General features: G+C 63.2%; 9 protein-coding genes. 5 read left to right on the forward strand and 4 right to left on the reverse strand.

Annotated elements, in window-relative coordinates:
• From SPHINGO391_RS22735 to SPHINGO391_RS22750, 4 genes are all read left to right on the forward strand, one after another.
• Entirely contained in the window at positions 1 to 657 is a 657-nt protein-coding gene (locus SPHINGO391_RS22735; protein WP_244615326.1) for an ATP-binding cassette domain-containing protein, read from the forward strand.
• Entirely contained in the window at positions 654 to 3113 is a 2460-nt protein-coding gene (gene hrpB / locus SPHINGO391_RS22740; RefSeq protein WP_152010980.1) for an ATP-dependent helicase HrpB, read from the forward strand. Before SPHINGO391_RS22735 ends, hrpB begins: the two co-directional genes overlap by 4 nt.
• 55 nt (positions 3114 to 3168) lie before the next feature.
• Positions 3169 to 4488, forward strand: a complete 1320-nt coding sequence (locus SPHINGO391_RS22745) for an ActS/PrrB/RegB family redox-sensitive histidine kinase (RefSeq protein WP_152010981.1) — start codon at positions 3169 to 3171, stop codon at positions 4486 to 4488.
• An 82-nt stretch (positions 4489 to 4570) separates the two neighbouring features.
• Positions 4571 to 5140 (forward strand): ActR/PrrA/RegA family redox response regulator transcription factor, encoded by a 570-nt coding sequence (locus tag SPHINGO391_RS22750; RefSeq protein WP_152010982.1) that lies wholly within the window; start codon positions 4571 to 4573, stop codon positions 5138 to 5140.
• 20 nt (positions 5141 to 5160) lie between these two features.
• Here the strand turns inward: SPHINGO391_RS22750 and SPHINGO391_RS22755 are convergent, their stop codons facing one another.
• Entirely contained in the window at positions 5161 to 5631 is a 471-nt protein-coding gene (locus SPHINGO391_RS22755) for an MmcB family DNA repair protein (RefSeq protein WP_152010983.1), read from the reverse strand.
• Between the two features lie 208 nt (positions 5632 to 5839).
• Between SPHINGO391_RS22755 and SPHINGO391_RS22760 the strand changes: the two genes are divergently transcribed.
• Positions 5840 to 6496, forward strand: coding sequence for a L,D-transpeptidase (locus SPHINGO391_RS22760; protein ID WP_152010984.1), 657 nt, complete (start codon positions 5840 to 5842; stop codon positions 6494 to 6496).
• Between the two features lie 94 nt (positions 6497 to 6590).
• Here the strand turns inward: SPHINGO391_RS22760 and SPHINGO391_RS22765 are convergent, their stop codons facing one another.
• The 3 genes from SPHINGO391_RS22765 to SPHINGO391_RS22775 all read right to left on the reverse strand — a co-directional run bounded on the left by SPHINGO391_RS22765 (position 6591) and on the right by SPHINGO391_RS22775 (position 12386).
• Positions 6591 to 8747, reverse strand: a complete 2157-nt coding sequence (locus SPHINGO391_RS22765) for a malate synthase G (protein WP_152010985.1) — start codon at positions 8745 to 8747, stop codon at positions 6591 to 6593.
• 119 nt (positions 8748 to 8866) lie between these two features.
• Entirely contained in the window at positions 8867 to 10870 is a 2004-nt protein-coding gene (locus SPHINGO391_RS22770) for a hydantoinase/oxoprolinase family protein (protein ID WP_152010986.1), read from the reverse strand.
• Between the two features lie 121 nt (positions 10871 to 10991).
• A complete protein-coding gene (locus SPHINGO391_RS22775) occupies positions 10992 to 12386 on the reverse strand; it encodes a cytochrome P450 (RefSeq protein WP_152010987.1) in 1395 nt (464 codons plus the stop codon).
• Between the last annotated feature and the right edge of the window lie 111 nt (positions 12387 to 12497).

A 12497-nucleotide genomic window follows, 5' to 3' on the forward strand; every position in this document is an offset into this window, starting at 1 on the left:
GTGGACAGCGTGACCGACAATCAGGGACTTCGGCTGGAGCGCGTGCATATCTGCCTCGGCGACCGGGTGCTGGTGATGCTCGACGCCACGGTACGGCGGGGCGAGACATTGACCGTAATGGGGCCTTCCGGCTCCGGCAAATCCACCCTGCTTGCCTATCTCGGCGGTTTCCTCGATCCAGTATTCACGGCCAGCGGCAGGGTGATCGTGGACGGGGTCGACCTGACGACGCTGGAAGCGGAAAGACGCCATGCCGGGATCCTGTTCCAGGATCCGCTGCTGTTTCCGCACCTGAGCGTCGCCGACAATATCGCCATCGCCATTCCAGAGGACGTGAAGGGTCGCAGGCAGCGCCGGCTGGTCGCTGAAGCAGCCCTTGAAGATGCCGGTCTTGCCGAGTTCGGCGACCGCGATCCCGATACGCTGTCGGGCGGGCAAAAAGCCCGGGTTGCCTTGCAGCGGGTGCTGGTGTCGCGGCCGCGGCTGTTGCTGCTTGACGAGCCGTTCTCCAAACTCGATGCCAATCTGCGCGACCAAACACGACAGCTGGTGTTCGACCGGGCGCGACGGGCGGGCCTGCCAGTGGTGCTTGTCACCCATGACGAGGACGACGCCCGTGCGGCCGGCGGGCAGGTTCACAAGGTCGACCCGGCGTGAGCGATCTTGCCGCCCGTTATCAGGATCTGCCGGTATCCGATGTGCTCGCCCCGTTGCGGGCAGCGCTTGCCGACAGGCCCAATGCGGTGCTCGCCGCACCGCCTGGTGCGGGAAAGACCACGCTGGTGCCGCTGGTTCTGGCGGATGAGCCCTGGCTCAAAGGCAAGATCATCCTGATAGAACCGCGCCGGCTGGCAGCGCGCGCGGCGGCGCGGCGGATGGCGGCGATGCTGGATGAAGAGGTCGGCGCAACCGTTGGCTACCGGATGCGGCTCGATACAAAGGTTTCAGCCAAGACCCGTATCGAGGTGGTGACCGAGGGCGTGTTTACCCGGATGGCGCTGTCGTCACCCGATCTCGAGGGCATCGATTGCGTGATTTTCGACGAATTTCACGAACGCGCGCTGGAGGCCGATTTCGGACTGGCGCTGGCACTCGACATCCAGTCGGGCCTCAGAGAGGATCTGCGCATCCTGGTGATGTCGGCGACGCTCGACACCGCCCGGGTGGCGGTGCTGCTCGACGACTGCCCGGTGATCGAGAGCCTGGGCCGCAGCTTTCCCGTCGACATCCGCCATCTCGACCGGGCTCCGGGCGAGCGGATCGAGACATCCGTGGCAAGCGCCATCGAGGCGATCCACCGAAGCGTGAGCGGTTCAATCCTGGCCTTTCTACCGGGCCAGGGCGAAATCAGGCAGGTGGCATCGAGGCTCGAAGGCCGGCTGGGTCCGCTCACCGACATCCAGCCGCTCTATGGCGGGCTGAGTTCGCAGGAGCAGGACGCGGCGATCAAGCCGGCGGCAGACGGCAGGCGCAAGGTCGTGTTGGCGACGCCGGTGGCGGAAAGCTCGATCACCATCGATGGCGTGCGCATCGTCATCGACAGCGGGTTGGTGAGGCAACCGGTCTACGAACCCTCGACCGGCATCACAAGGCTCGAAACCATCCGGGCGTCGCAGGCCTCGGGCGACCAGCGGGCCGGACGCGCCGGGCGGACAGCGCCGGGGATTGCGGTGCGGCTCTGGCGGGCCGAACAGACCAAGGCGCTGCCGGCCTTCTCGACACCGCAGGTGCTGGCAAGCGATCTGTCCGCCATGGTGCTCGATTGCCTGGCCTGGGGGGTCAGCGACCCGCGGGACCTGCGGTTCATCGATCCGCCGCCGGATGCCGCGATTGCCGAGGCGCGGGTGTTGCTTCAGGATCTTGGCGCGATCGGTGCCGATGGCAGCCTCATAGAACGCGGCAAGCGCATGCGCGCACTGGCGCTGCCGCCACGGCTCGCGGCCATGGTGGTTTCGGGACAGGAAGACGGACACGGATATGCGGCGGCGGAACTGGCTGTGCTGCTGACCGAACAGGGGCTCGGCGGACAGGATGCCGATCTGGAGGTCCGCCTGTCGCGGTTTCGCGGCGACCGTTCGCCGCGGGGGACCGCCGCCCGAGCGCTTGCGGGCCGGCTGGCAGGCGGCAAATCTTCCTCCGGCGGTCCCTGCCCGGCGGCGGCGTTGCTTGTGCACGCCTTTCCGGACCGGATCGCCCGGCACCGCGGCGCCAGGGGAAAGTTCGTGCTCGCCAATGGCCGCGGCGCGATGATCGAAGAAACCGACCGGCTGGCCGGATCGGAGTTCCTGGTGATCGCCGACATGAGCGGCAAGGCACAGGCGGCCCGCATTCTCGCCGCCGCCGAACTCTCCGGTGAAGCGCTGACCGATGTGCTCGACAACCGGGCAGTCGAGAGCGAGGAATGCGTGTTCGATCCGCCATCGGGCACCGTGCGGGCACGGCGGATCAAACGGATTGGCGCGATCACGCTTGCCGAAACACCGCTGCCAAAACCCGATGAAGCGGCAGCAATGGCGGTTTTGTGCGGAGCGGTCCGGAAACTCGGTTTCAAGGCGCTGCCATTCTCCGGCGCGGGCCTGCAACTGCGCGACCGGATCGGCTTTCTGCACAGGAGCCTCGGCGCGCCGTGGCCGGATGTTTCGGATGAAGCGCTGCTCGAGGGGCTCGAGACATGGTTCGCGCCCTATCAGCCAGGTGTCATGTCGCTCAAGGGCATCGACCGGGACGGTCTGAACGAGGGCCTGCTGTCCCTGTGCGGGCCCGGCGCCAGAAAGGAACTCGACCGGCTGGCGCCGACCCATTACCAGGCGCCGACCGGATCGAGGCTGCCGATCCGCTATGAGGCTGAAAGCCCCGCGATTGCCATCCGGGTACAGGAGCTGTTCGGCGAGACCCGTCATCCGGCGATTGCCGGCGGGCGGTTGCCGCTGACGCTGGAGCTGCTGTCGCCGGCGCAGCGCCCGATCCAGACCACGCGCGACCTGCCCGGCTTCTGGAAGGGCTCCTGGGCCGATGTACGGGCCGAGATGCGCGGGCGCTATCCACGCCATCCCTGGCCGGAAAACCCTGCGGAGGCGGCACCCACGCACCGTGCCAAGCCGCGCGGCACTTGAAGGGTTTCAGCAAAACCGATTGTGGAACCCGCACACGATGCGCTAGATCGACTGCATGAACGTCCTTCCCGCCAGTCTTGAAGATCACTCGATCCGGCATCGTCTGCGGCTGCAGACCCTGACACGGCTGCGGTGGCTGGCCGTTGTCGGACAGAGCGTAACGGTGCTGATCATCGGCCACGGCTACGGATTTCCGGTACCGGAACTGTTCTGTTTTGCGCTGATTGCCTGTTCCGCCTGGTTGAACGTGTTCCTGTCGGTGCGGTTTCCGGCAGCGCACCGGCTGCCGCCGCTGGGGGCAACAGCGGTGCTGTCGTTCGATGTGTTGCAACTGTCCGGCCTGCTGTTCATGACCGGAGGTCTGGCCAATCCGTTCTCGGTACTGCTGTGCGTTCCGGTGATCATATCCTCGACCTCGCAACCGGTGCGTCACACCTTGAGCCTGGGCGCACTGTCCGTGGCCGCGGTCACGGTCCTGGCATTCTTCTCACTGCCGCTGCCCTGGTATCCAGACAGCTCTTTCGAGGTGCCGTTTCTCCTTATTCTAGGAACCTGGATCGCGATCGTGTCCACCACCGCCTTCGCGGCGTTCTACTCTTTCCAGGTATCCGCCGAAGCCAGTCAGCTTGCCGATGCGCTGGCTGCGACCGAGCTGGTGTTGCAGCGCGAGCAGCACATCTCGGCGCTGGACGGCCTGGCCGCGGCGGCTGCCCACGAGCTCGGAACCCCGCTGGCAACCATTCAGTTGGTGGCGCGGGAAATGGAAAAGGCGCTGGTCAACGATCCGCGGTTTACCGATGACCTGATGCTTTTGCGCAGTCAGACCGAGCGATGCCGTGACATCCTGAGGCGGCTGACCACCCTTTCAGCCGAGGACGAGGCCCACATGGTGCGGCTGCCGCTGGGCTCTCTGATCGAGGAAGTGATTGCACCACACCGTGAATTCGGTATCGCCATCGAGGTCGTGCACCGAGATTCCGAGATGCGCGAGACGATCGGCCGGCGCAATCCGGCGATTCTGTTCGGTCTGGGTAACCTGATCGAGAACGCCGTCGACTTCGCCAGAAGCCGGGTCACGGTGACGGTGACCCAGGACCGCGACCGGGTGGTGATCTCTATCGACGATGACGGGCCTGGTTTCGCGCCGGATGTGCTGACCCAGATCGGGGTTCCGTTCATGAACAGGAAAAACCGGCTCGACCGGCACACGGGCGGCGGCCTGGGACTTGGTCTGTTCATCGCCAAGACGCTCCTGGAACGCTCCGGAGCATCGCTGAAATTCTCCAACAGGCATGCACCGACGACCGGCGCGCATGTGGAGGTCAGCTGGCCACGGGAGAAAATGGACCTGTTTGGGGCGGATAACGCGGTTTGAACGGGTCCGGAACTGGATAAATTCCAAAAACGCATTAAATCCGTTGTTGAAAACTGCATTGCCAGCACCTGTGAGGTGAATCATGACCGGCGAAATCGCCCAAACTGCAGAAGCCGAGTCGATCGGACCAGACGCCTCGCTTCTGCTCGTCGACGATGACGGACCCTTTCTGCGCCGGCTCGCGCGCGCCATGGAAACGCGCGGCTTCGCGGTGGAGATTGCCGAAAGCGTGGCTGAAGGTCTCGCCAAGGCCCGGGCACGAACACCGAAATATGCCGTTGTCGACATGCGGCTTCAGGACGGCAACGGGCTGGACGTGATCGAGGCCATCCGCGAACGCCGTGACGACACGCGGATCATCGTGCTGACAGGCTATGGCAACATTGCCACGGCTGTGACAGCGGTGAAGCTGGGTGCCATCGACTACCTTGCCAAGCCGGCCGATGCGGACGAAGTCTACGCAGCGCTGACCCGAAAGCCCGGAGAGCGGGCCGAGGTTCCGGAAAACCCGATGTCTGCCGACCGGGTCCGGTGGGAGCACATTCAGCGGGTCTACGAGATGTGCGAGCGCAATGTTTCAGAGACAGCGCGGCGGCTCAACATGCATCGCCGGACCCTGCAAAGGATCCTGGCGAAACGCGCCCCGCGCTGACCCTTGTTGCACGGCCTGCCTCAGCCTGCGGCCAGTTCGGCGAGCAGAAGCCGGTCAGCCGCAGCCTTGGCGAACCGGAGCAGCATCGCCTTGCGCGTTGCGGCGGCAAGACGGTGTTCCGGGGCCTCTCGCAGCATATGGCCGGACCATTCATCGGCGATGATCAGCCCGCACTCCTTCGGGAACAAATCCGCCGGCACACCTCCATGCGTGGCGAAAAACAGCCGGTCACAATGCTGCCGGTACTCGGGCCACTTGTGATCCGAGCGGAAGTCCTCGACCGACGACTTGATCTCGACGATCCAGATCTCGCCATTGCCACCAAGCGCCACCAGATCGGCACGGCGGCCGGAGGCAAGCGCCAATTCCGGTACCATCGACAAACGCAGATCCGAAAACAACCGTTGCACGCCCCGGCGCACCATCATTGCGCGATCGGACTGCCGCCCATCGACGAGCGGGTTTGCGGAATGTGGGGAAATGATTGTCATTGACCTATACCTGCCATGGCCTATGGTCTATCGCAACGTCCGGTGGTAGCCCTGTTGCAGAAAAGCAATGAGGCCTAACAAAGCATGAAGCTTGATGTGATATTTTATGCAAAACAATTGCATAGTTAAGACTTAATTAAAATAACAGGCTTCACGTTGACCGCGGTTCACACCTGTCGTTCACGCCTTGCATTCGGAAGTTTTCAAAATGGCCCTTCGTTCTTCGCTTACCATTGCCGGATTGGTTGCGGCGCTCGCTCTTGCCGGTTGCTCCGCCAGCACCGAAGGCGGCGTTTCCGGCTCGACCTCGCAGATCTTCACATCCGAATATGGCTCGGTTACCGATTCCGGTTATTCGATTCCCGCCGTTCCGATCAGCAAGATCGACAAAAAATACCACCGCCAGATCGTTTCCTACAATACACGGGAAAAGCCGGGTACCATCATCGTCGATACACCCAAGCGCTTCCTCTATCTGGTTCTGCCGGGCAAGAAGGCCGTGCGCTACGGCATCGGCGTCGGCAAGGCCGGATTTGCCTGGGAAGGCGAGGCCTATATTGCCTGGAAGCAGGAATGGCCGAAATGGACTCCTCCGAAGGAGATGATCGACCGCAAGCCGGAACTGGCGAGATACGGCGAAGACGGCATGAAGCCCGGCCTGAAAAATCCGCTGGGGGCGCGCGCCCTCTACCTGTTCAACCAGAAGGGCGAGGATACGCTGTTCAGATTGCACGGCACGCCGGAATGGAAGTCGATCGGCACGGCCGCTTCTTCGGGATGCATCCGGTTGATGAACCAGGACATCATCGATCTTTACAATCGCGTCCGCCCGGGCAAGAACGCCCGCGTGGTGGTCAAGCAGTAGCTTCGCTCAGACCCTGCTGGAATTCGAAAGCCCGCCCGGGTGACCCGGGCGGGCTTTCTTGTCTTTCGATCCGCAGACGAGCAGCCGGGCCGGCTCAGGCGGCGCCGGCCTTGAGTTCGAGACGGCGGCGATGCAGCACCGGTTCGGTGTAACCGTTTGGCTGGGCACGGCCTTCAAGCACGAGTTCGACGGCCGCCTGGAAGGCCACCGACTTGTCGTAGTCCGGCGCCATCGGATGATAGGCCGGATCGCCTGCGTTCTGGCCGTCGACCACCACCGCCATGCGCTTCATGGTTTCGACAATCTGCTCTTTGCTGACGACGCCGTGATGCAGCCAGTTGGCCATGTGCTGAGCCGAGATGCGCAGCGTTGCGCGGTCTTCCATCAGGCCGACATTGTTGATGTCGGGAACCTTGGAGCAGCCGACGCCCTGATCAACCCAGCGCACGACATAGCCAAGAATGCCCTGCGCGTTGTTGTCGATCTCGCGCTGGATTTCCTCCGGCGTCCAGTTGGGATTCTTCGCCACCGGGATCGACAGGATATCATCGAGCTTTGCACGTTCGCGAGAGCGCAGCGTGGTCTGGACGCCGGCGACATTGACCTTGTGATAATGGGTGGCATGCAGCGTTGCCGCGGTCGGCGAAGGCACCCAGGCGGTGTTGGCGCCGGCCTTCGGGTGACCAATCTTCTGCTCCAGCATCGCTTCCATCATGTCGGGCATGGCCCACATGCCCTTGCCGATCTGGGCGTGCCCGGCCAGACCACATTCAAGGCCGATATCAACATTCCAGTTTTCATAGGCGGCAATCCAGGCGGCCTGCTTCATGTCGCCCTTGCGGATCATCGGGCCGGCTTCCATCGAGGTGTGAATCTCGTCGCCGGTGCGGTCAAGGAAGCCGGTGTTGATGAACACAACACGCTTGCTGGCAGCGCGGATGCATTCCTTCAGGTTGATAGTGGTGCGGCGCTCCTCGTCCATGATGCCCATCTTGATGGTGTTGGGCGCCATGCCGAGAGCCGCCTCGACGCGGCCGAAGATCTCGACGGCGAAAGCCACTTCCTCAGGGCCATGCATCTTCGGCTTGACCACATACATCGAACCGGTGGCGGAATTGGCGCGGCGGCCATCGGGACCGATATCGTGCAACGCGATGAGCGCGGTCATGAAGGCGTCCATGATGCCTTCGGGGATCTCGTTTCCGTCGTGATCTAGGATGGCCGGGTTGGTCATCAAGTGGCCGACATTGCGGACCAGCATCAGTGAGCGACCCTTCAGCGTCGCGGCCTTGCCGTCCGGCGTTGTGTATTCGATGTCGCCGTGAAGCTTGCGGATGAAGCTCTTGCCGCCCTTGTGAACCTCTTCGGCCAGATCGCCCTTCATCAGGCCGAGCCAGTTGCGATAGACCAGCGTCTTGTCTTCGGCATCGACGGCAGCGATGGAATCTTCGCAATCCATGATCGCGGTAACGGCCGATTCGAGGATCACGTCGGAGATGTTTGCCTTGTCGGTCTTGCCGATGACGCTGGCAGGATCAACGCAGACCACGGCATACAGGCCGTTCTTGCTGAAATAGAGCCGGTAGGCATGATCAGTGTCGCGCTTGAAGCCGGTGTACTGGGTTTCATCGGCCAGCTTCGTTTCGCCACCGTCGGTCGTGATCCTGAGCTCGCCATTTTCGAATTCGAAGCCGGTGACATCGGCCCACTTGGCGCCGGTCAGCGGTGCACTCTCGTCCAGGAAAGACTTGGCCCAGGCAATGACGCGACCGCCGCGTTCATCGTCATAGCCGCCAGGCTTGGGCAGGTCGCCGAGCGCATCGGTGCCGTAAAGCGCGTCGTAAAGCGAACCCCAGCGCGCATTGGCGGCATTGAGCGCGAAGCGGGCGTTCATCACCGGCACGACAAGCTGCGGGCCTGCAATCAGCGCGATTTCCGGATCGACGTTTTCGGTCGAGACCTGGACCGGACCGCCTTCGGGCAGCAGATAGCCGATCGAGATCAGGAAATCCTTGTAGACAGCCATATCGACGGGTGCGCCGTTTTCGCGGTACCAGGCATCGATCTTTTCCTGCATCGCATCGCGCTTGGCGAGCAAGGCGCGATTCTTTGGCGCAAGATCGGAAACGGCTTGACCAAACGCTTCAAAAAACCGGTCCGGCTCGACGCCGGTGCCCGGTATGGCTTCGTTGACGATAAAATCGTGCAGGTCGGCACTGATCTTCAGCCCGTTCTTCTCAATTCTGGTCACTTTGATACTCCGTATTGCGGGCGCCGCCCATGCGCCCTCGTTTTGGGCGAAACTGACGGTCAGCGCATTGCCTGTCAATTCATCTAAGGTGCAAATGATTTATTCCAAAATGGAACAAATCATCTCGCAGCTATGCGGGGCCGACCGGAAGCGGTGGCAACGAACCGGGCTTCGACAAGCTTTTCGAGACCCTCGATCTCCGGCATGTCGATATGCTCGCCGTATTCGACCACCGGATGGTCGGCGCCGCTGCGGATCGCGGCCTCTCGAGCCTCGGCGCCAGCCAGTTCCCGCGCCCGTGCGAAAGCCTCGGCACGCTCCCTGAAAAGTTCGTGCGCGCCGGCGCCGTTGACCGCATAGCGTCCCTCATCCGGCTCGGTGACGAACACGGTCACGGTTTCGCGTACCTGGCCGACAACCGCGCCCACCGCGTTGGCGACCCCGGCATGGACCGGCACGAAGCTTTCGATATCGAGCATGTCGGCGATCGCGGGGTAATGCACCGGCGCGGAGGCCCCGAGTGCGACAAGCGGCCTGTCAGGCCGGAGACTGAAGCGGACCAGCCCGGGCGCGCGGGCAAGGGCGCGCTCAACAAAAGCCGATTTCGACACGTCAATGCCGCTGATGCCTTCTTCGGCCAGCAATGCCGTCAGGATCACCTCGGCGCTCTGACGGGTCAGACGGGCAGAGACCATCCCGGCGAGCCCGGAAGCCGAGTCGGCGACGGCCTGGCCAGAGCCCGCCTTGCGGCGCGCGAATATCTCCGCACCCAGAACCGCGGCCTCGGTATTCCACTGGTCCTGCCGGCCCAACACATGCATCGCATCGGAGGGTGTGAAGCCTGCAATCAAGACCAGGCCGCGGGCGACGAGCCGGTCCAGCGTTGCGCGCTGGGAGGTAGCGGTCAGCACGGCGTCAAGCGGCTGCGGCTCCAGTGTCACGCGCTCGTACAAGGCCGCTTCCTGGACACTCAGCCCGGTGGCCAATGCCTTCGGCAAACCAGTGCGAAGGGCAAAACGGCCGTCATAACGGCCTGGAAAGGATGTTTGTGCCTGCCGTTCCAGCGCCGCAATCACCGGCTGCGGCCAGAGATGGGCGGCGAGGCTCAAAGGCATCAGCCGACGCGGGCCGAGGGTCAGGCCCGCATCAAAACCGCCGTCCTCAAGCCGCAGCTCGGAATCCCCGCCAAGACCGAACGTGTGCATGGCAACCGCCTCGACCATGGTCCGGTAGCGGCCAACGGTGGCGCCCTCACTGTCCAGCCGCGGATTACCGCCTTCAAGCACCGCAACATCGGTGGTTGTGCCGCCGATGTCGGATACGACGGCGTTCTCCAGTCCGGTCAGATGCCGCGCGCCGACGAGGCTTGCCGCCGGGCCGGAGAGAATAGTCTCGATCGGACGCATCAGCGCCTCTGCGGCCGAGATCAAGGCACCATCGCCACGCACCACCATCAGCGGCGCCTTGATGCCGCGGCTCTCGAGATAGCCGGAGGTGGCATCGATGAGACGGGCCACCATCGAGATCAGCCGGGCATTCAACAGCGTGGTCAGCGCCCGCCTTGGCCCGCCCAGCTTCGAAGAAAGATCATGACTGCAGGTGACCGGCAAGGATGTTCGATGTCGTATCAAATCACGCACGGCGATCTCGTGGGCAGGATTGCGAACCGCGAAATAGCCAGCGATCGCCACCGCAGAGACCTGCCGGCCGAAATCCTCGAGCTGTTGCTCAAGCGGGGCGAGATCAAGCGGGGTCTCGTTGCCATGCACATTGTGCCCGCCGGTCAGGTAGATGACCGGATCACTGCCAAGTGCTTCGGCCAGTCCGTCCCGGGCAAGATCCTGCGGGCCGAAGCCGATCATCACCAGTCCGGCGCGTCCGCCCTGGCCCTCGACAAGCGCATTGGTGGCGAGCGTGGTGGAAAGCGAGACCAGCCGGATCCGCCCAACCGCGGCACCGATTTCGGCGAGAACCGTTTCAACTGCGCCGGATACACCGATCGCCAGATCATGACGTGTGGTCAGCGATTTGGCCGAGGCCAGAACACCCTCGCTTTCGCTGTAGAGAACAGCGTCTGTGTAGGTGCCGCCGGTATCGATGCCGAGAAAAAGGGGGGATGTCATGTCTGCGGTCCATTCATGCGCTCCACGCCCGACGGGAGCTGACAATCCACATATGACGGTTTTCAACCGGATGCCACACTTTCGCACGCTGGCGGGTCCGCGATTGGCCTGACTTGCCAAGCTACCGAAGGCTTACCCGCATCGGCAAACCGCCTTCGGGCTGGGTGGTGAGTTTCTGCATGGGCCATGGCTTCGTCGCATCGGTGCAGTCGAAGCGGAAACGCGACAACAGCACGCCCAGAGCGATCACCGCTTCCTGCAGCGCGAAGGTGGCGCCAATGCAGATGCGCGGGCCGACGCCGAAGGGCAGATACTGGTAGCGATCGATAGCGCCTCGGTTTTCCGGAAGGAAGCGGGAGGGGATAAAGGCTTCAGGGCGATCCCACAGCTTGGTGTGCCGGTGCAGCGTCCAGGGCATCACCAGAATCGTGGTCCCGGCCTCGATGGTCACGGTCTCCCCCTTGCCATTGTCCCAGCTGTCATCGGCAATGGCGGCGCGGTTGATCGAGGGGGCCGGCGGGTAGAGCCGCATCGCCTCTTCGAAGACGGCGCGGGTCCATGGCATCAGGTCCAGCCATTTGACCGGATCGGGTTCGCGGGCCAGCACCTCGTCGATCTCTGCCTCGACCTTTTCGCGATCCTGCGGGGAGTTGGCCAGGCAATAGAGGGTCCATCCAAGTGCCCGCGCGGTTGTCTCATGACCGGCGCCGATGAAGGTGATGATGTTGTCCTCGATCTCGTCAAAACTCAGGCCGTCCGGTCCCTGGAGCCGGATCAGCAGGGTGAGGAAGTCTTCCGGCACGTTCTGAGGATCGCTCTGCATCAGCGCCTGCCGCCTGGTCATGGTTTCCTCAACGATGGCCCGGAACTTGGCGAGAATCGGCTTGCCGAGCATGCGCCGGAAGCGCGGTACCCAGGATGGCGCCTTGAGCAGGTCCATCGGATCCACCCGGCCCATGGTCGACAACAAACGGTCTATGTCGCCGGCGAATTCGGCTTCGGTACCTGCGACCTGGCCCGAAAACAGCGTCGCCGAGAGAATATCGAAGGTAAGCTCGGTCATGTCGACGGCGATGTCATGCACCTCGCCACCGGCGGCGGCGGTTTCATAGCGCCCGGTGAAGGCGCGGGACTGCTCCAACATCTGTTCGGCAAATCCGCGGGAGTGGCGCGGCGTGAACACCGGCGCCATGGCCTTTCGGGAACGCTTCCAGGTTTCGCCTTCCGCCGTCAACAGGCCATCACGCAGGATCGGGCGCAGGACCATCTGGCGAATAGTCGCCATCTTGTAGTTCTGGGCGTTGTCGACCAGCACATGCCGCACCAAGCCCGGATGATTGACGATCAGCGTGCGTTCATTGAAGAACCTGGTCTTGAGCCACTCCAGCCGGAAGGACGGCTCGCCCCACAATTCGAGCGGGTTTCGCATGACCGTCCGTATGATCTCGAACCGCGAAGGCGGGGTTGTTCTTGGAACCGGCGCCGGCGGCACGAACGGGGTGTAGGTCTCTGTCATCGGTCTTTCCTTTTGCACCGGCAGCAGCATCGGACACCAACCGCAGTATGCCAGTCGGAGCCACGCACATGCCGTCTTTGGGATCCGGCGCATTCATCCCCATATATGCAT

This window comes from Hoeflea sp. EC-HK425 (assembly GCF_902498795.1).
Classification (GTDB): Bacteria; Pseudomonadota; Alphaproteobacteria; order Rhizobiales; family Rhizobiaceae; genus Hoeflea; species Hoeflea alexandrii.